Raw genomic sequence first — 18174 nt, 5'->3', positions numbered from 1 at the left:
GGCATATCTTCTGCAATTCAGATACTAAGCAATGCAATGTAAAGCAACCGTGAGCAGCGCTCAGCGCTGATCCTGAATCCACTGATGGAGAAAGACTATGGCTAAAATCGGGCTGTTTTTTGGCAGTAACACCGGCAAAACCCGCAAGGTTGCCAAAATGATTAAGAAGAAATTCAGCGATGATGAACTGATGGCTTCTCCTCTGAACGTAAACCGTGCAGAGCCTGAAGAATTCGCTGCGTTTGATTTTCTGCTGCTGGGTACTCCAACCCTGGGCGAAGGCGAACTGCCTGGCCTGTCTTCCGACTGTGATGCCGAAAGCTGGGAAGAATTCCTGCCTAAAATCGAAGATATGAGCTTTGCTGGCAAAACCATCGCCATCTTTGGTCTTGGTGATCAGGTAGGCTATCCGGACGAATTTCTTGATGCTTTAGGTGAGCTGCACGAATTCTTCACCGAACGTGGCGCTAAAGTGATCGGCGAAAGCTCCACCGAAGGCTTTGAATTTGAAAGCTCCAATGCGGTAAACGATGCCGGCAAATTCGTCGGTCTGGCACTGGATCTGGATAACCAGTCCGGCCAGACAGAAGCCCGCCTGGATGCCTGGTTAAACCAGATTGCGCCGGAATTTGGTTTACCACTGTAAGTCGTACCTGCTCAGACGGTCACCCCTGATCGTCTGAGCAATTTTCCTTCTGTGCCTTGCGCAGTCAGCCCGAAACCTGACTGCGCCTTTTTTTGCCTGCTGTTCAGGCCAGCCGGACCGATGGCTTATTAAATTCGTTCTGTGAATTTTAAGAAAAAAAGCGCCCGATGGGCGCTTTCTGTACCACTGATATCGACGTCAGACATCAGCCAGCGGCTTTACCTTCCACTTTATCTTCCGTCGCTGCGGCCGTTGCACTGACCACCGCAGGGGTCGGCAGAACCTCTTCACGCACAGCACCATCGGCAAATTCTTCACGGACTTTAAGCTGTTCCGACTCTTCCTCACCACTCACTTCCACAACACAACGCTGCAGCTCCGGACGTGAAGGCAGATCGAACATAGTGGATAACAGCATGGATTCCATCATGCCGCGCAGACCCCGCGCACCGGTGCCGCGCTTAACCGCTTCTTTGGCGATAAAAGTCAGTGCATCATCGGTGAAATCCAGATCCACATTCTGGAAATTAAACAGCTGCTTATACTGTTTTGTCAGTGCATTACGCGGTTCCTGCAGAATGCGTTTCAGACTATCAACATCCAGATCCTGCAGGAAAGTAATGATCGGGAAACGACCAATAAATTCCGGAATCAGACCGAACTGCAGCAGATCGTCCGGCTGCAGTGCCGCCAGTAATTGTTCGTTGCTGATTTCAGATTCCGTTTCAATCGGCGCACTGAAGCCTATGCCGGTTTTCGGTGGCGCCAGGCGTTTGCTGATAAGGCCGGTCAGCCCCGGGAACGCACCACCGACAATAAACAGAATATTCTGCGTGCTCAGTGTCACTTCTTCACCACCTTCACGGCGGCCGGACTTGGACACTTTAACTTCGCTGCCTTCCACCATTTTCAGCAGCGCCTGCTGTACGCCTTCACCGGACACGTCACGCATATTGGCACCACCGCTGCCGCGGCTGGCAATTTTATCGATTTCGTCGATATACACTATGCCCCATTGTGCTGCCTGAACATCGCCTTCGGCTGCTTCGAGCAAGCGCTTCAGCAGCGAGTCAACGTCCTCACCAACATAACCGGCCTGAGTGAGTGTGGTGGCATCACCAATCACAAAGGGTACACCAATGATCTTGGCGAGGGTTTTCACCAGCAGGGTTTTACCGGTACCGGATGGACCCGCCATGATGATGTTGGATTTTTCCAGCTCAACAATATCAGACAGAGCGCCGCCCACAGGTAATGTGGCATCGCCTTTTTTATCCTGGAATTTCAGCCGCAGATAGTGGTTATAGACAGCCACTGAGAGCGTCTTTTTCGCTTCGTTCTGACCAATAATGTACTGATCCAGAAATTCCTTAATGGCCAGCGGGGTTTTTAATTCAGGCTCGGTCTGGGTGCCCCGGCGGCCCCAGCTGCTGACCACCTGATAGGCCAGTTTTACGCACTGTTCACAGATGTGGCCGTCATTGCCGGCGATTAATGGCGTCTGGGGGGTTTTCTCAATTCCGCAAAAAGAACAGGTTGGATTACTGCTGTCAGTTCCGGTCATCTTCTTCTCCTTTTATCCCTGTCTGCCAATGCTGACTGAACGAGAACGCCCCGTCAGGAACCGGCGTTTAGTGCTGCTAAGCAAAGCGGCTGCTCAGCGAGGCAGTTGGTCAGAGAAACGGTTACTCAGGCAACGGCTTCGGCGCGGCGTTTCAGCCAGAGTCTCTGTTCGCGTTTATTCTGACGGTGCTGTAATTCTTCCAGCAGGCGCGGAAGAACTTCGTCGAGGGGCATGATACGTTCGCGGTCAATCTGTTCACATAACAGCAGATGCCAGCCGATTTCACTCTCGATCGGGCCGCGGATTTCACCCTCTGCCATGTCAAACAAAGCACTGTCGAGCTGCGGAAACAGCACACCGGCTTTCAGTTCGCCTAATACGCCGCCATTCAGTCCGCTCGGACATTCCGAATGTTTCTGCGCCTGCTCAGCAAAACGGTGAGGGGTTTTGGCAATACGGTCTGCGATGGTGAGCAGACGCTGATGAGCAACGTCACGCTGATTTTCGGCGTAGTCTTCGTTCACCGTAATCAGGATATGACGTGCACTGCGGGTTTCTGGTTTGGTGAAGCTGTCCTGGTGCAGGTAGTAATACATGGTCGCTTCGGTTTCATCGACCCGGACTGCGCGGCTGGCAATCAGATCCATCACTGCCTCTACCCGTAATTCCTGTAACAGGCCGTCGCGTACGTCATTTTCATCCAGACCGTTGTAGGCCAAGGCTTCAGCAAACTGATCGTCGTTTTCATAACGCTGACGAATCTGTTTCAGTGCTTCCTCAACCTGGGAATCCGGCACGCTGACATGACGGGCTTCTTCGCTGTTGAGCACCAATGCTTCAATTTCCCGCTCATTAGCAGCGATATTTTCCAGCTGCTGACGTTCTGCCGCACTGAGTTCTGCCGGTGCCTTGCCGAACTGTTCACCAGCGATACGCAGGGTGCGGTAATCCGCCCATTGTTCGATGTTTTTCCGGGCTACAGCACTCATACCTTACCTCCTGCATGCAGACCATTTACCAGTACCGGAGCCGCACGTTTGGTACCTTCCGGCGCAGCTTCCAGAGCCGCTTCAGGGACCATAAAGGTGTAACCATTAAAACGTGCGTGATACAGAATCTGATCGTCTTCGCGGATGACTTTCACCACTTCACCTACATCACCGGGAGCGACCACCTGCTCGCCGCCACTGCGCATGGCAACGGTGGACAACACCACTTCGCGGAATTCAAACTGATTCGGAATCCAGGGAGCATCTGCCGGCAACAATTCTTCTGTGCGGCATCCTACGGTTACGCCTTCATCGAGAAAATGCACGCGATAAATCAGCTGGTCCTGCAGATAGGTTCCCACGTCATAAACGCAGCCAACCGCACCCCGCTTCATCAGCAGTTCGCCGAGTTCAGCGCCGGGATAGGTTCCGTCATTACGGATATTACGGATAAGGCGTACTTCGTCGCCGTATTCATAATCTGGTTTCATGGCAAACCTCTGTACTTCAGTAAGCAGGCCTGGAATTAACCCAGCAGATTTTCAATCGGTACAAATGTGCTCTGTGGTTCATGCATATGAAAAACCTTGAACACTTTTTCCGTCAGCGCATCGGAATCAACAAAGTCCAGATATGCACGCTCCAGCAGGGTTTTATAAACCTGTTTCAGTGCCGTATCGTTGCCGAGGTGATCTTCCAGCGCATCTTCGCTTTTGCTCAGATAATCGTGGTAGCGCTGCATAATATGCAGGCGGTTTATCTGCACCACTTTGGAGTCAAAAGGAATTCCGAAATATTCGAGAAAGTCTTCGGCAGAGGACAGCTCATCCAGTGCGTCTTCCAGAGTCAGATCATCATCAAGTTCCATACTGCTCTCCTTCACGGTCGGGTTTGAGCCGGTGTCTCAGCACACAGCATTTTCTTTTTGATCGTAGTAATCCTGTCCTGCAGCGGTACCACCGACCACTGCAGGCCCCATGGACTGCAGCAGCGCTTTGGCGCCCAGGCGGTCGTTGCTGTCGTTTTCCACTACTTTATTCAGCATGCGTACGCCTTCGGCAATATTGCCAATGCGCAGATTCATATATGCAGCGCCCTTTAATGCCAGCAGATAAAAACGTACGCGGGTAAAGGACTCCATCACGCCGTAAGCGAGATGCTCAAATTTCAGTTTTTCCCAGTTGTCCGGAAAACCAATGGTAGGCGCTACGCCACGCATCACCTGGAAGGCAACATCGATCGCTTCCGGCAGTCGGTGCTGGTAATAATAAAAACGGTACATGGCCACCAGTACGGTCATATTGGCTGGCGCAATGCTGTACGCCTGAGTCAGGTACCATTCTGCATTACCATCGCCATAAGCTTCGGATGCCTGATTCAATAAATCTTCCACGCCGTCGGGTAACGGCTCATCGAAGTACATCAATTGCCCCTGAAAGTCCTGCAAATCCATAATGATCTCCTGCTGTTAGCTGCCCACGGCTTCTTTTTCACGGATAACTTTGCCGCCTGGGCAGTCCTTTTCACATACGTCGTTGCTGACTTCACAATCGGCGTAGCGTTCTTCAGCACTGCGGCGGTCAAGTTTTGCTTCCAGTATGTCAATGCGGCTGAGCAGACAGCTGATTGCCTTTCCCACAGGGTCAGGTATCAGGTGATGATCCAGGTCGATGCCGTAAGGATTCAGTTCTCCGGCTTCGCGCAGTTTCACCACCTTGCCCGGTATGCCAACAACGGTGCAGCTTTCCGGTACATTTTCGACCACCACTGAATTGGCCCCAACGCGGGAATGCTTACCTACAGTGATATTGCCAAGAATTTTTGCACCGGCGCCAACCATGACACCATCGCTCAGCGTCGGGTGACGCTTGCCTTTTTTCCAACTGGTACCACCCAGAGTAACACCGTGATAAAGCGTCACATCGTTACCCACGACGGCCGTTTCACCAATTACGACACCGGCACCATGGTCAATAAAAAATCGTTCACCAATGGTCGCTCCGGGGTGAATATCCACATTGCTCAGAAGACGTCCCAGAAACGACAGAAAGCGTGCCGCATAGCGCCAGTTACGTTTCCACAGTCGATGACTGATACGGTGAAATATCAGTGCATGAACGCCCGGATACGTGGTCAGAACTTCGAAGGTTGTGCGTGCCGCCGGGTCCCGTTCAAAAACGCTGGCAATGTCTTCACGCAGCTGTTGCCACAATGATTTTTTCAGCTGGCAATCGGATGAAGCTGACATATTTCCGCCTCCTGTCCTGCGGCCATCGCCGGTGCGCCAATACGCGCATCCAGTGCCATGTATAAGTCCATTAATTCACTCGCCAGCGGTGCACGTTTAATGCTCGTCACCAGAGTTCTGACCTGTTGCAGCAGCAGAGGCACCTGCCAGCTCAGCAACTCAATGCCCACATCCTGATATGCACGGATCAGCCCCTGGCTGCCGGAATGTTTGCCCAGCACCAGCTGGTGATGCCGCCCAAGCTGCAGCGGATCGAGGCCCTGATAATTACGCTGATCCTTAATCAGGCCATCCACATGAATACCCGCTTCATGGGTAAAGACACCTTCACCAACAATGCTTTTATTCCAGCTCACATCCCGTCCGGAGGCCTGTGCCACCAGTGCTGAAATAGCTGCCATCTGTTGTGTATCAACCCCACAATCAATGCCGTGCAGATTTTTCAGCGCCAGCACACACTCTTCCAGAGGTGCATTACCGGCCCGTTCGCCAAGGCCATTGACGGTGGTGTTAATATGAGTCGCACCACCGAGAACAGCAGCCAGCGTATTGGCAGTTGCCAGGCCGTAATCGTCATGGGCGTGCATTTCAATTTCCAGATCACAGGCGCTGCGCAGACTGCGGATTTTGTCCAGCAGGCTGAAGGGTTCCATAATGCCGACGGTATCGGCAAAACGGATACGGCGCGCACCTGCCTGCTGTGCGGTTTGCGCAAGCTGCCTGAGGAAATCCGTGTCAGCGCGGGAAGAATCTTCCATGCCGACACAGATTTCAAAACCGGCGTCCACACCGCGGCTGACCATGCGCTCAACCTGAGCCAATACCCAGCGACGGTCCTGACCCAGCTTGCCGGCGATCTGCTGATCGGAAGAAGGAATGGATAAATCCACCAGATCCACATCCAGACCTGCCACGGCAGCTAAATCCTGTTCATTCATCCGGCACCAGGCCATTAAGCGTGATGGCAGTCGCAGTGCAGCAATCGCCTGCATCACTTCGCGTTCTTCTTCGCCCATGGCGGGAATACCGATCTCCAGCTCCTGCACGCCCATGGCTGCCAGACCACTGGCAATGGCCAGCTTTTCGTCAGCAGTAAAGGCCACACCTGCGCTTTGTTCGCCATCGCGCAAAGTCGTGTCGTTAATAACAACGACAGGTTGAGCAGCAGATTGATGAGTCGTCATGTCGATATTCCCGTCCATGAATAATCAGGCGTAAACCGGAGCGAACGCTTCTTCCGGATTTTCCACCGGACCGTTTTCTCCCCAGTAAGGAGAGAGCTTACGCAGTTGCGCTACGATAGGCGGTACCGCTTCAATCACGCGTTCAATTTCTTCCGGCGTGTTGTAACGCGAAAGAGAGAATCGCACGGTGCCGTGAGCTGCGGTGTAAGGAATGCCCATGGCACGCATCACGTGCGACGGTTCCAGCGAACCTGAGGTACAGGCAGAACCGGAAGACGCCGCAATACCCTGCTTATTCATCAGCAGCAGAATGGCTTCACCTTCAATGTATTCAAAGGCGATATTCACGGTATTGGGTAAACGGTTATCCGGATTACCGGTCACAAACGAGTGTGGAACCGCAGCCAGAATGCCTTCCTGCAGACGGTCACGCAGTTTTGCAACTTCGGTGTTTTCATATTCCATGTGTTCCATGGCCAGCTCGCAGGCTTTACCCAGACCAACAATACCTGTGGTATTTTCAGTACCGGCACGACGACCACGTTCCTGGTGACCACCACGCAGCAGCGGACGGAAACGTACACCACGACGCAGATACAGCACCCCCACACCTTTTGGTGCATGCAGTTTGTGGCCGGAAATCGACAACATGTGAATTTTGCTGTCGGCCAGGTTCATCGGAATTTTACCCACCGCCTGCACGGCATCGGTATGGAACATAATGCCTTTGGAATCGGCCATCTCAGCCATTTCCAGTACCGGGAAAATAGTGCCGGTTTCGTTGTTGGCCCACATCACGGAAACCACAGCAACGTTATCGGTCAGCAGACTGGCGTATTCATCCAGATCCAGGTTGCCTTTACCATCCACTTTTAATTTGTGCACGGTGTAGCCTTCGGTTTCGAGGAATTCACACAGATTCAGAACCGCCGGGTGCTCAACCACGGTAGTGATGATTTCTTTGCGTTCCGGCTGCGCTTTCAGAGCAGACAGAATTGCAGTGGAATCGGATTCAGAACCACAGGAAGTGAAAATAATTTCTGAGTCGTGCTCAGCACCAAGAATGTTCTGCACAGACTGGCGCGCTTTTTTAATGGCGAAGCCCACTTTATTGCCGAAGTTATGCAGCGAAGACGGGTTACCGAACTGCTCAGAGAAAAACGGCATCAGCTCCTGAACAACTTCAGGATCGCACATAGTGGTCGCGTTATTATCGAGATAGATATCAGCCATGATTACGCTCCTGCAATTTCAACCGGACGTTCGGTGTGTGGAATAACTTTCACAAACTCGCCAAGTTCTTCGATGAGTTTCTGCTGTACACCACCTAAGGTCATGGCAGCCATCTGACAGCCATTACAGGCACCAACCAGTTTCACGTAGATATTTTTGCCTTCGATATCCATCAGCTCAACATCACCACCGTCAGCCTGCAGTGCCGGGCGCAGACCTTCCAGCACCTGCTGAATTTTCAGAATGCGCTGTACCGGATTAAGCTTGGCAGCAGCCGGAGCGGCTTCTTCTTTTTTCGGGTTCAGACGTACTACGCCTTCTTTCTTGCCAACGGCATTCGGCGTAAAGCTTTCGCCGCGGGCGGCCAGCTCTTCGGTGAGAATATTTTCAATGCCTTCATGACAGGAAGAACAGCCACCACCGGCTTTGGTGTAGTTGGTAACTTCTTCAACGGTGCTTAAGTTGTTAGCGCGGATGGTGTCGCGGATCATCACATCGTCGATGGCGAAACATTTACAGATCAGCGCACCTTCTTCATGATCGTCTTCCCACACTTCACCGCGGTAATTGGCAACCGCTGCCTGCAGGGCTTCGCGGCCCATCACAGAGCAGTGCATTTTTTCCGGTGGCAGACCGTCAAGGAAGTCGGCGATATCCTGGTTGGAAATTTCCAGTGCCTGATCCAGGGTTTTGCCCTTTACCATTTCGGTCAATGCTGATGAGGAGGCAATGGCAGAACCACAGCCGAAGGTCTGGAAACCTGCATCCAGAATAATTTCTGTTTCAGGTTCTACTTTTAATGTCAGGCGCAGTGCGTCACCACAGCTGATGGAACCCACATCGCCCACGGCGTTGGCATCACCAACCGCACCGGCGTTTTTGGGGTTATAAAAATGTTCTTTAACGGTTTCGGAATAATCCCACATGATTCTGCTCCTCGTACTAATCCGGTTGGTTCCTGCTCATTCAGTGCTGTGAGGCGTGTTGTGCAATTGCCCCGTTGTTAGTGTAATTTTAAAAATCAGCAGCTGAACGATTTGCCACAGCCACAGCTGTTACTGGCATTCGGGTTTTCAAATTTAAAACCGCTACCTTCCAGACCGTCGACAAAATCCACGGTCACTCCGTCTAACAGCGATGCGCTGTTTTCATCGACAATCACTTTCAGACCAGAAAAGTCGATCAGCTCATCACCCTGCTCTACCGCCTGTTCCAGTTTCATACCGTACTGAAAACCTGAGCAACCGCCGCCTTCGACCTTAATACGCAGGCCAACCATCGGGGTTTCAGTGGAATCCATAAAACGGCGTACTGCGGAAATTGCACTATCTGTCATCGTGATCATTTTCTGCCTCCTGTGGCATCAGCCGGTACGGCTCTGCGGCCGCGTACCCATAGTTGAGTCTTGCCTGAGAGGGATTTTGCAACCCCTGTGCCACGGCAATAAAATCAGGAAAAAGAAAGGCTATTCATAGACTTAGCCAGCCTGATCAGCATTAAAAAGCTGTCGTAAATAAGACTGTCACAAAAGGTTGTAGCGGGCTTTGTCGCAGTTGCTACAAAGGAGATTGTCGTAATCACTTGTCGCATTCGACACAAAAAAGAAGCGACAGCTGAATGTGCAATTCAGACTGTAAAGAGAGCGATAACAGGATACAGACCAGGGAAGCGCATGCCTGTCAGTCTTATCCCGACCTAATAGCGGTACTGGGCAATTCGGACGGGGTAATTCAGACAGAGCAATGGTTACTTACACGCAGACAGCGCAGAGACAATTCAGCCCGGCTGTGGAGTCGTAGCGCCGGGCTGAGCAGCTATGTCAGGCGTTAGCGGCTGACCACATAACTGAGTATTTCAACAACCTGCTCTGCACTGGTCGCCCAGGCCATAGCCGCAGCATCCACTTCTTTCAGCGGATGCACAATGTCATCAGCGTGCAGGGTAATGTAGGATTTACCCAAAGCCGCACACTGGCCAGCATCAAAGGCGGCATTCCACTGTTTGTACTTGTCACCAAAGCGGATCACTGCAATATCGCATTGTTCGATCAGATTGCGGATGCGGATGGCATTCACTTTGGCGGATTTGTGATCGCGCCAGAAACTGTTACTTTCTGCCCCCAGAACATCGCCTGCTGCATCGCTGGCATCATGATCGGTTACTGCGGAGGTGAAGTGGATATTCAGACCACGTTCTTTGCAGCCCGCCATAATCTGTTCACGCCAGTCGGTGTGAATTTCGCCGGACAGGTATACGTTCCATTCCTTCATCTGTGCTCTCTCTTATATTGAATAAACCTGAGCCGCTATCATAACGCATAGCCCGGCGTGCTTCAGGTTCAACGGCCCAGAGGGCGGCAGACAAGGGCATAAAAATCAGAAAAGAGGAGAATGGCAAACAGACGACAGCAGGGATTACAGCTTGATAACCCGATAGGGAGCAGCTGCGTCAAAGATTTTAGTGCCACCACCCTGGCTGATAATGGTGTGCAGCAGCGCCGGATCCTCTACCTGCACGCCCGCCAGATAATCCACGCCAAAATCAGCCCACTCGGCCAGCCACGGCATACTGGGGCCCATTAACACCACAGTAGCGTTACGTGCCAGCCATAACAGATGAGGCAGGGTTTTATTGGTCAGACTGCTGGCGGTGATAAACACCCAATCCGCCTGAGGCAGAATATAGTTTGCAGCGGCATCAGGTAAATCGCGCCCCTGAGGCGTGCGCTCAATGCAGGTATAGGAAAACTGCTTATCGAAATACTCGATACCTGGATAGCGCCCGATGATGGCCACGTCCGCACCATGCAATTGCTCAGCAAAATGGGCAAAAACAGCCAGGTTCGCCGGGATATCAAAGGGGCGGTGGCAGGTGACCGGCTCGGCCTTTGTCAGCAACTGATTATTCAGAGAAATGGCCGCATTCGCCGCCGCCAGAGCCACCACCAGCTGACTGTTATCCCAGCCATGAAGCCAGCTTAAAATATCAGCGATCGATTTTTCCGTAAGCGTGCCAGGCCAGGGCAGATTACGTGGTGCCTGAGCAGGACTGAAAGCCAGCCCGGTACTGAGCGCACGGCTGTCGTCACATTGCAGCGTAACACTGCTCCACGCCAGCCCCAGCAGGACATCCGAGATATGCGCAGGAATATTCGCCCTGGCTTCGATCAGCTGGTAAATACGGTTGTAGTATTCCGGACCCGGGGTCATTCGCTCGCTCCGTGATAATGGCAGCTTAAGGTAGCGGAATTAATCTGAGCTCACTGCGCAGGTCATCCTCATCACCCCAGACACTGACGGCTTCAATAAACCAGCCGGCTTTTTCCGGGTGATTCTGAATCACATCGTATTCAGCAAAGATGCGTCCACTTTCATGTATCTGCAGCGAGCCGGTTAGGTTGCCGTATTTATCACGCCAGTGGCAGAACAGTGTCACCGAGCCATCAAAGGGATCTGCCCGGGATTCGGTGTCGGTGAAATCACTGTCCACACCCGGCAGCTGAATATTAATCGCTGCCAAAGCCTCTTTCATAGCCTGTCTGGCACGACTGATTCGCTCAGCTTCGAGTGCGGAGGTATCCGCTGCCACGGCCATCATTGCCAGATTGCATCCGGAGCAACTTTATCGGCCCAGGGCTCACCACCAATAAAATGCGTCTGAATAATCTGATCGATGTCTTCTGCTTTCACATCCATGTACATGGTGCCGCCCGGGTAGACCAGAACGTTAGCACCGGCCCGGCAGGGACCAAGACATCCGGTCGGAACCAGTGAGACTTTATTCATCAGATTATTGGCGATCAGTTTCTGTGAAAACTGATCCATCAATGATGCAGCGCCTTTTTCGCCACAGCTGCCACGGGGATGACCCGCGGGACGTTGCTGGGCACAGACAAATACATGAATTTCTGGCTTAGGCATAACGCTTACCCCGCTAAAGCTTCATGGGTGTGACAGTTTTTCGGACAAACCCGCGCACAGGAGACACAGCCGATGCAGTCATCTGCATTAGCAATGGTCATCACCATCATTTCATCATCGTCGTCGTAAAAATCGTCGTCGTCATCGACCATTTCACCACGTTCAACCAACTGAAATACATCACGCGGACAAACCTTGTAACAGCGTCCGCAACCGATGCAGGTACTGGCATCCAGTTCAGTTACAAATTCAGGCGTCCACTCCGCACCACCCCGTGTGCGTCCGGTAATTGCTTCTCCCATGATCTCTCTCCGCTATCAGTTATATTGTGTTGTCAGCCTGCCCACCTGCATTGCCGGAGTATTCATCAATCATTCCGTGATATTGCCGGCGGGCAAACTGACACCGGTCAGCTCAGGCTTCGGTCATCTTTGCGGCTTCGTCGTATTTATCCTGAGCTTCTTTCCATTCGCTGCAGGCAGCTACCGCCTGCGCTGCCATTTCCGGCAGATTCGGATATTCACTCCAGTAAGTGTCTTCAACCACATCATGAATTTTTGAAGCCCATTCTGTCGCCAGACGCTTTTTTTTGCTGGCATCTTTGCGCAGTGCTTTCAGTTCATCATCAGTCATGACCTGTCTCCTGTAATCCGGTTTGTGTCTGTTACAACTTAGCGACGACGCGATGCTCTTCAATCAAAGCAACGGCTTTAGTGCTCAGTTTTTCCATTTCATCAATCAGCTTTTCCAGTGAGTCGAAACCAAAACGGTGTACGTCACGCAGGGTTTTATCCAGCACCACCAGTTTGCCGACAATGATCATGGCGCGACCAAAACCTTCGTGGGTCAGGTTGATCACAGGTACCGCCATCAGTCCGCACTGACCTTCAATAGTCACCGCAATGGCATTGTAGAAGGCCTTAACCCGTGCAATAACGGTTTCATCAGGATCACCAACCACCGGAATTTCGCGGCGACGCGCCTTAGTCAGAATCAGCGGATCAAGGACTTTGTCATCGGTCCAGGTGTCGTAAGTTCCATAGCTGTCCATCGCCCGCAACTGCACAACAATCTGGCGGATCATAGGGTTTTGCAGTAACTCGTCACTGGCTTGTACAACGGCTTCCAGAACATCATCGGTCATGGTTATTCTCGCTTTTTTAATTAATGTTTTCTGAACGCTGATGGCTATTCTTTCCAGCCTTCAGCTTCCATATCATCAAAACGCGCACCCGCTACGAGCCGCGATCCCTGCATGGCCTTCGCCAGCCAGCTGGACGGTCCTTCCCGCAGCTCCTGCTGCAGACTCTCAATCAGTTCCGGAATCTCTGTACCTTCACTGACTTTGACTGGCTGAATGCCTTTCATTAATAACTGCCGAACCGCCGACGCCCCGCAGGCGCGACAATAGACAGCGATACAGCCATCGAGTATGTCCAGTTTTTCCGCCAGCTTGTCTTCATTGGCATCCAGCGCGATATCGCCGAACTCACTGGCCTGCAATAGCTTGCTGCGTTCCGGATTTACGCCGTAAATAACAAATGAACACGCTGAACCAAAATGCTGATCAACCGTCACCCGGTCAGAGGAGGCAAAGGCCACCTTTAACAGCGTCGAATTATCTTCGTCGTCGAGCACCTGAAGCTTTCGGGTAATTGTCATATCTGTTCCCCGCCGGCAGTGTTATGACCAGGCACTGGCTTTCACCTGCTGATGCTTTTCATCGTATTTCTGCGCGTAAACGGAGTAATAAGGCTCCAGCTCGTGGTGCTGACTGAGCACCAGATTGGCCAGATCAAATAACGCCTGAGAGGTTGCCCGATAGCCAAACCACTGGCGCTGAAATCCGCCTACCTGATCGTATTGCGGAAAGCCGATACGCAGCAGAGGAATACCCAGCCGCTCTGCGGTTTCCGCACCATGGCTGTTGGTCAGAAGAATCTGTGCATTCTGCGCACGGGCATCGGCCTCCAGGTCCTCGAGATCGCCGACCACAATTTCAACATTTTCCAGCGCTTTTAATGCACTTCCCAGCGCCGGCACGACTGCACTGACGACGTCAGCGCCCATGCCCTGCAGCAGACGCACAAAGCCCGCGAGCATGTCAGGATCTGAAGCAATGGCGATACGTGACATGCCAATCATAAAATGTGTATCCAACATGGCATCCTGCAGCTGCTTACGCTGGCGCTGCCATTTAGCCGGCACTGGCTGACCACTGATCTCAGACAGGGTCATAAACCAGTTATCCAGCACTTCAAGACCCATTAAATGGCCAAAGAAATAGCCTGGAACCGCTGTGTGTTTGTGCAGCCATTCACCAGCAGACGTCAGACTTTCTCCAACCACCAGAGTGGCAATGCTTTCGTGCGCTGTGGCTATATCATCGACACAGACACCACCTGTAGTGACTGCACTGAAAGGTGAATCATCCAGATGTCCGTCCAGTGATCCGGATAAATCCGGAATCAACAGCGGCCGCAGACCAAAGCTTTCAATACTCTCTGCCACGAATTCCAGATCGGTTGGTGATAAGTTTCCGCCACACAGTACATTGACCTGTTTTTTGCGCAGACCAACCCGGGATTGTGTTTCATCTTTTGCCGGAACCAGCTCCTGCAACAGACCTTTAACAGTAATGGCAAAGCCACTTTCAAAACTGCCGGAGAAATCCGGTGTATTAACCGCCAATACTTTTACATGGTCGTATTGCGGAAATTTCTGACGGAACTCTTTTACTGCGCGTTTAATATCCGCGCCCTGAGTTTCTGCCAGTCCGGTGGTCACCAGACCGATCAATGACGGATTATTTTTTTCGGCAATGGTTTTCAGTGCTTCGACGATGTTGTCATCTGCGCCCATCACCGAACTGACCTGGTCCATGGCAGTAGTCTGCAACGGTACCGGCTCGCGGAAATGACGGACGAAAAAGACCTTGGCAAAGGCTGTGCACCCCTGCGACCCATGCATCAGCGGCATCGCACCGTTAACGCCGAGCACCGCCAGTGCGCCGCCAATGGTCTGGCTGGTTTTCAGCGGGTTGACCGACAGGGCTTTTTTACGCTTGATGATATGGCTGGCTGTTTCGCTCATGCTCGTCTCCTTAACCCTGTGCACTTAATACTTCGCCTGCTGTTGTCACCGGAGCATCCCAGGGCGCCGGACGACGCACCTGTTCCCACACCGGGCTTTCCATGGTCAGGGCCAGCTGACGCACCAGTTCCAGCATGCCGTCATAACCGGCATAGCCAAATTCCCGCTCCTGGTTAATATCGAGAAAAGGAACACGTGCTTTTAACGCGGTATACATATTGCGCCCACCGGCAATCAGAATATCGGCGTTATATTCTTTGACTGTGTTAAGCAGAGCTTTGGGACTGCCGTCTTCCTGCATTTTGACGTCATCACCCATCAGTTCGCGGATACGGGCCTTATCTTCTTCTGTGGATTTATTGGTCCCGGTTGCGACGACTTTCATACCCAGATCCTGCAGGGCAGAAATTACCGACCAGGATTTAACACCGCCGGTATACAGCAGAACGCGTTTGTCCTGCAGCCTTGCGCGCCACGGCTCCAGCGCGACACGGATGCGTTTTTCTTCACGCTCAATCAAGGCTTCGGTACGTGCGGTTAAATCGTCATCACCGATCAGGCGGGCAAAATCACGCAGCGCCTGCGAGGTATCGGTAATGCCATAAAAAGAGCCTTCAAACCATGGGGTGCCAAAACGTTCCTGTAATTTACGGGCAACGTTGAGCATGGCTTTTGAACAAACCATCATGTTCACTTCCGCACGATGCATGGTCTGCACTTCTTCAAAACGGGCATCACCGGAAAGCGTACACAACACGCGGATGCCCAGCTCATCCAGTAACGGCAGTACATACCAGAACTCACCGGCGATGTTGTACTCACCGATTAAATTCACGTCGTGTACTTTAATTCCCGCCCGCTGAACCGATTCGGCAACCGGTTGTGGTTCAGCAGTGCCAATAACGTATTTCACCATGGCTTCGCCGGCGATACGGTTGCCCAGGTTCTTGGTGCCATAAAAACCAGCAGCATCGACCGGCACCACAGGGACACCCCAGCGTTCTTCGGCGGCTTTACACACAGCGTCAACATCGTCGCCGATCAGCGCTGGTACACAGGTGTTATACACAAACACTGCCGGAGGGTTATAGCTTTCGACCGCCTGTTTAATGGAGTGAAAAAGACGTTTTTCACCACGCCCCATAATGACATCCTGTTCAGTCAGATCAGTGGTCATACCAATCCGGTACAGTGTCGGTCCGCTGGAACGGGTACCACGGTTATCCCAGCTGCTGCCGGCACAGGCGATTGGCCCGTGCACGATATGAGCAACATCCGCAATCGGCAGCAACGCAATCTGCGCACCATCAAAAGCACAGCCACCGGCAGTGGATCCGGGCTTTGGTTTGGCACAACCGGATTTTTCTTTCTTGTTATGGCTGCAGGCCGGCTCATCCATTAATTCGGCGATGTCTTTGGCTTTCATACCCGTCCCCTGCTCTCATCAGCTGAACGGCCAGGCAGCTGTTTGTCTGATTTGCTGCAAACACCCGGGCTTTCAGTTACCGGGCTGTCTGCAGCCGATGTCACATAAACCGACGCAGCTCTGGCCTTTGTAATATTGGCTGCAAGCGCAGGGCCATAAGCTAACTTATTGATTTATATAGATATGTATCAGAAAAATGGCTGTAGCAAATACGACAAGGAAAAATCCTTGGAGGGGATATGACAAAGTAAGGAGCTTAATTTTGCTACTTCCACGGTCATCGCAATGCGGGAATTCACAGCTGATAAAAAGGCAGACTGTTCAAAAAATAACCACTAATGACAAAAAAATTAATATCTTATGGACGGTGATCAGAAATCACCTAGGCTTAATTTGAAAATGAATTTAAGTTGTTTTTTTCTCTGGGAAAAATATGAATTTCAAAAAATCCATTCTGAGTTCTGCCGTTCTGCTTCCTGTATTTCTGACCCTGACCGCCTGTGGTGGCAGTTCAGGTTCATCCTCCACGACGGACAATCTGCCCAATAATGAAGAATCGGCTGATCCGGACAACACACAACCTGAAGACAATTCTGTCGGGCCGCGCAGCTATGCTGACATCGACAGTGACGATAACGGTTTGATTGAAATTTCTTCGCTGGAAGAGCTCGACTGGGTGCGTAATAACCTGGCCGGCACCTATCTGGTAGATAATGATGGCAACCAATACACTGATGGCTGCCCGGCTGAAGGATGTCATGGTTATGAGCTGACAACCGATCTGGATTTCGATACTAACGGTGATGGTGAAGTCAACTCAGCCGATGATTATTTCGACTACGATGGCAGTGGTAATAATGAGGGCTGGTTGCCTGTTGGCAGCGAAGCAACGCCGTTTATTGCCACCTTTAATGGTAATGATCACACCATCCGTAATCTGTATATCAACCGTAATCAGCAACGCGTCGGTTTGTTTGGTCAGACAGGAACAGAGGGGGGTCCTGCTGTGGTCCGGCGTTTGTCCATTGTTGACGCTGATATCACAAATGCAGATGACTACACCGGTATTCTCAGCGGTTATGCCTACGACACAGAGGTTAGCTATATCTTCACCAGCGGTGCATTAAACGTCGATGAAGAAGCCGGTGGTATCATTGGCAATATAGACAATTCCCAGGTATCCCACGTCGGCACTGAGGCTGATATTTCAGGCTATGGAGCTCTTGGTGGCATTTCATCTACCCTGGTTAACTCTGAACTGAAATATAGCTATTCTGATGCGACTGTTTATGCCACTGACGGGACTTCAGCTGGTCTGGTGGCTTATGTATATTCGTCCTCAGCGGATCAGGTAGCATTTACCGGTACGGTAACCAGCACCGCAAGCTTCGCAGCACCTTTATTTGAATGGATGGGTAATAATGCCAGCCTGACTAACTGCTATGCCACCGGTGCTGTGCTCAGTGAAGGGACAACAGGCTTCGCATATACTGTAACTGGCGCGCCGGCCTATACGATCAGCAACTGCTACATTACCTCTGATCTGTCCGCGGCATCCAGTGTCGTTACCGAGGCTTCTGATGACAGCGGCTTTTACTATGCGACCGACAGTACGGGGGTTGACACATCTTCCATTGGCACCGGGGTAACGGAAGATGAATTAAAATGCCCGACCACCGCGGATGCCACGTTTGAAGAAACAGGTTGTGCATCAGAAACATTATTTGCAGGTTGGGATGAAGCCATATGGGACTTTGGCACGGATCAGGATCTGCCAACGCTTCGACACATGACCACTGCTTATCCGATTGACTGATTTCTGATCAGAATAAAAAACCCCGGACATCCGCACTGCTGTCCCACAGTTTAAA

General features: G+C 51.8%; 21 protein-coding genes and 1 pseudogene. 2 read left to right on the top strand and 20 right to left on the bottom strand.

Features of this window, described 5'->3' with window-relative positions:
* Nucleotides 1-97: 97 nt before the first annotated feature.
* A complete protein-coding gene (locus B2Z72_RS14370; protein WP_296982018.1) occupies nucleotides 98-646 on the top strand; it encodes a flavodoxin in 549 nt (182 codons plus the stop codon).
* A gap of 337 nt (nucleotides 647-983) precedes the next feature.
* Here B2Z72_RS14370 and clpX read toward each other — a convergent pair.
* The 20 genes and pseudogenes from clpX to nifE form a co-directional block, all read right to left on the bottom strand.
* Nucleotides 984-2210 (bottom strand): annotated as a pseudogene (gene clpX, locus B2Z72_RS14365) (ATP-dependent Clp protease ATP-binding subunit ClpX); the annotation flags it as partial.
* Between the two features lie 125 nt (nucleotides 2211-2335).
* Nucleotides 2336-3199 carry a nitrogen fixation protein NifM gene (gene nifM / locus B2Z72_RS14360; RefSeq protein WP_296982015.1) on the bottom strand — a complete coding sequence of 288 codons (864 nt, stop codon included), beginning with the start codon at nucleotides 3197-3199 and terminating at the stop codon, nucleotides 2336-2338.
* A complete protein-coding gene (locus tag B2Z72_RS14355; protein WP_296982013.1) occupies nucleotides 3196-3690 on the bottom strand; it encodes a nitrogen fixation protein NifZ in 495 nt (164 codons plus the stop codon). Before B2Z72_RS14355 ends, nifM begins: the two co-directional genes overlap by 4 nt.
* Nucleotides 3691-3725: 35 nt before the next feature.
* Entirely contained in the window at nucleotides 3726-4067 is a 342-nt protein-coding gene (gene nifW, locus B2Z72_RS14350; RefSeq protein WP_296982011.1) for a nitrogenase-stabilizing/protective protein NifW, read from the bottom strand.
* Nucleotides 4068-4103: 36 nt separating this feature from the next.
* Nucleotides 4104-4652: a hypothetical protein gene (locus B2Z72_RS14345; protein WP_296982009.1), complete on the bottom strand. Its 549-nt coding sequence runs from the start codon at nucleotides 4650-4652 to the stop codon at nucleotides 4104-4106.
* Nucleotides 4653-4667: 15 nt separating this feature from the next.
* On the bottom strand, nucleotides 4668-5411 hold the full coding sequence (cysE, locus tag B2Z72_RS14340) for a serine O-acetyltransferase (protein ID WP_349676682.1): 744 nt from the start codon (nucleotides 5409-5411) through the stop codon (nucleotides 4668-4670).
* Between the two features lie 8 nt (nucleotides 5412-5419).
* Nucleotides 5420-6631 (bottom strand): homocitrate synthase, encoded by a 1212-nt coding sequence (gene nifV / locus B2Z72_RS14335; protein WP_296982005.1) that lies wholly within the window; start codon nucleotides 6629-6631, stop codon nucleotides 5420-5422.
* A 24-nt stretch (nucleotides 6632-6655) separates the two neighbouring features.
* The gene (gene nifS, locus B2Z72_RS14330) at nucleotides 6656-7864 is read right to left on the bottom strand and encodes a cysteine desulfurase NifS (RefSeq protein WP_296982003.1); all 1209 of its coding nucleotides are present in this window, start codon (nucleotides 7862-7864) and stop codon (nucleotides 6656-6658) included.
* A gap of 2 nt (nucleotides 7865-7866) precedes the next feature.
* Nucleotides 7867-8790 (bottom strand): Fe-S cluster assembly protein NifU, encoded by a 924-nt coding sequence (gene nifU / locus B2Z72_RS14325; RefSeq protein ID WP_296982001.1) that lies wholly within the window; start codon nucleotides 8788-8790, stop codon nucleotides 7867-7869.
* A 95-nt stretch (nucleotides 8791-8885) separates the two neighbouring features.
* The gene (locus tag B2Z72_RS14320; RefSeq protein ID WP_296982000.1) at nucleotides 8886-9209 is read right to left on the bottom strand and encodes a HesB/IscA family protein; all 324 of its coding nucleotides are present in this window, start codon (nucleotides 9207-9209) and stop codon (nucleotides 8886-8888) included.
* Between the two features lie 481 nt (nucleotides 9210-9690).
* The gene (locus B2Z72_RS14315) at nucleotides 9691-10134 is read right to left on the bottom strand and encodes a YtoQ family protein (protein WP_296981998.1); all 444 of its coding nucleotides are present in this window, start codon (nucleotides 10132-10134) and stop codon (nucleotides 9691-9693) included.
* Between the two features lie 144 nt (nucleotides 10135-10278).
* The gene (locus B2Z72_RS14310; protein WP_296981996.1) at nucleotides 10279-11073 is read right to left on the bottom strand and encodes a Rossmann-like domain-containing protein; all 795 of its coding nucleotides are present in this window, start codon (nucleotides 11071-11073) and stop codon (nucleotides 10279-10281) included.
* A gap of 25 nt (nucleotides 11074-11098) precedes the next feature.
* Complete coding sequence (locus tag B2Z72_RS14305; RefSeq protein ID WP_296981994.1) at nucleotides 11099-11461, bottom strand: hypothetical protein; 363 nt, start codon at nucleotides 11459-11461, stop codon at nucleotides 11099-11101.
* A complete protein-coding gene (locus tag B2Z72_RS14300) occupies nucleotides 11458-11784 on the bottom strand; it encodes a (2Fe-2S) ferredoxin domain-containing protein (RefSeq protein ID WP_296981993.1) in 327 nt (108 codons plus the stop codon). The genes B2Z72_RS14305 and B2Z72_RS14300 overlap by 4 nt, the downstream gene beginning before the upstream one ends.
* Nucleotides 11785-11789: 5 nt before the next feature.
* Complete coding sequence (gene fdxB / locus B2Z72_RS14295; RefSeq protein ID WP_296981991.1) at nucleotides 11790-12086, bottom strand: ferredoxin III, nif-specific; 297 nt, start codon at nucleotides 12084-12086, stop codon at nucleotides 11790-11792.
* A 112-nt stretch (nucleotides 12087-12198) separates the two neighbouring features.
* Nucleotides 12199-12417 (bottom strand): CCE_0567 family metalloprotein, encoded by a 219-nt coding sequence (locus B2Z72_RS14290; RefSeq protein ID WP_296981990.1) that lies wholly within the window; start codon nucleotides 12415-12417, stop codon nucleotides 12199-12201.
* A 31-nt stretch (nucleotides 12418-12448) separates the two neighbouring features.
* Nucleotides 12449-12928 (bottom strand): NifX-associated nitrogen fixation protein, encoded by a 480-nt coding sequence (locus tag B2Z72_RS14285; protein ID WP_296981988.1) that lies wholly within the window; start codon nucleotides 12926-12928, stop codon nucleotides 12449-12451.
* Between the two features lie 44 nt (nucleotides 12929-12972).
* On the bottom strand, nucleotides 12973-13446 hold the full coding sequence (locus tag B2Z72_RS14280; RefSeq protein WP_296981986.1) for a NifB/NifX family molybdenum-iron cluster-binding protein: 474 nt from the start codon (nucleotides 13444-13446) through the stop codon (nucleotides 12973-12975).
* 21 nt (nucleotides 13447-13467) lie between these two features.
* Complete coding sequence (nifN, locus tag B2Z72_RS14275; protein WP_296981984.1) at nucleotides 13468-14877, bottom strand: nitrogenase iron-molybdenum cofactor biosynthesis protein NifN; 1410 nt, start codon at nucleotides 14875-14877, stop codon at nucleotides 13468-13470.
* Between the two features lie 10 nt (nucleotides 14878-14887).
* Entirely contained in the window at nucleotides 14888-16303 is a 1416-nt protein-coding gene (gene nifE, locus B2Z72_RS14270; protein WP_296981982.1) for a nitrogenase iron-molybdenum cofactor biosynthesis protein NifE, read from the bottom strand.
* A gap of 433 nt (nucleotides 16304-16736) precedes the next feature.
* Between nifE and B2Z72_RS14265 the strand changes: the two genes are divergently transcribed.
* Entirely contained in the window at nucleotides 16737-18119 is a 1383-nt protein-coding gene (locus B2Z72_RS14265) for a hypothetical protein (RefSeq protein WP_296981980.1), read from the top strand.
* Nucleotides 18120-18174: the final 55 nt, after the last annotated feature.

The sequence above is a fragment of the Thalassolituus sp. UBA6592 genome (genome assembly GCF_002433655.1).
Lineage (GTDB): Bacteria > Pseudomonadota > Gammaproteobacteria > Pseudomonadales > Oceanobacteraceae > Venatoribacter.
This window is presented reverse-complemented; position numbering and strand designations above follow the sequence as displayed.

Coding starts and splice junctions, on each gene's coding strand:
- B2Z72_RS14370 (WP_296982018.1), top strand. CDS start 98: ATGGCTAAAATCGGGCTGTTTTTTGGCAGTAACACCGGCAAAACCCGC.
- nifM (WP_296982015.1), bottom strand. CDS start 3,199: ATGAGTGCTGTAGCCCGGAAAAACATCGAACAATGGGCGGATTACCGC.
- B2Z72_RS14355 (WP_296982013.1), bottom strand. CDS start 3,690: ATGAAACCAGATTATGAATACGGCGACGAAGTACGCCTTATCCGTAAT.
- nifW (WP_296982011.1), bottom strand. CDS start 4,067: ATGGAACTTGATGATGATCTGACTCTGGAAGACGCACTGGATGAGCTG.
- B2Z72_RS14345 (WP_296982009.1), bottom strand. CDS start 4,652: ATGGATTTGCAGGACTTTCAGGGGCAATTGATGTACTTCGATGAGCCG.
- nifV (WP_296982005.1), bottom strand. CDS start 6,631: ATGACGACTCATCAATCTGCTGCTCAACCTGTCGTTGTTATTAACGAC.
- nifS (WP_296982003.1), bottom strand. CDS start 7,864: ATGGCTGATATCTATCTCGATAATAACGCGACCACTATGTGCGATCCT.
- nifU (WP_296982001.1), bottom strand. CDS start 8,790: ATGTGGGATTATTCCGAAACCGTTAAAGAACATTTTTATAACCCCAAA.
- B2Z72_RS14320 (WP_296982000.1), bottom strand. CDS start 9,209: ATGATCACGATGACAGATAGTGCAATTTCCGCAGTACGCCGTTTTATG.
- B2Z72_RS14315 (WP_296981998.1), bottom strand. CDS start 10,134: ATGAAGGAATGGAACGTATACCTGTCCGGCGAAATTCACACCGACTGG.
- B2Z72_RS14310 (WP_296981996.1), bottom strand. CDS start 11,073: ATGACCCCGGGTCCGGAATACTACAACCGTATTTACCAGCTGATCGAA.
- B2Z72_RS14305 (WP_296981994.1), bottom strand. CDS start 11,461: ATGATGGCCGTGGCAGCGGATACCTCCGCACTCGAAGCTGAGCGAATC.
- B2Z72_RS14300 (WP_296981993.1), bottom strand. CDS start 11,784: ATGCCTAAGCCAGAAATTCATGTATTTGTCTGTGCCCAGCAACGTCCC.
- fdxB (WP_296981991.1), bottom strand. CDS start 12,086: ATGGGAGAAGCAATTACCGGACGCACACGGGGTGGTGCGGAGTGGACG.
- B2Z72_RS14290 (WP_296981990.1), bottom strand. CDS start 12,417: ATGACTGATGATGAACTGAAAGCACTGCGCAAAGATGCCAGCAAAAAA.
- B2Z72_RS14285 (WP_296981988.1), bottom strand. CDS start 12,928: ATGACCGATGATGTTCTGGAAGCCGTTGTACAAGCCAGTGACGAGTTA.
- B2Z72_RS14280 (WP_296981986.1), bottom strand. CDS start 13,446: ATGACAATTACCCGAAAGCTTCAGGTGCTCGACGACGAAGATAATTCG.
- nifN (WP_296981984.1), bottom strand. CDS start 14,877: ATGAGCGAAACAGCCAGCCATATCATCAAGCGTAAAAAAGCCCTGTCG.
- nifE (WP_296981982.1), bottom strand. CDS start 16,303: ATGAAAGCCAAAGACATCGCCGAATTAATGGATGAGCCGGCCTGCAGC.
- B2Z72_RS14265 (WP_296981980.1), top strand. CDS start 16,737: ATGAATTTCAAAAAATCCATTCTGAGTTCTGCCGTTCTGCTTCCTGTA.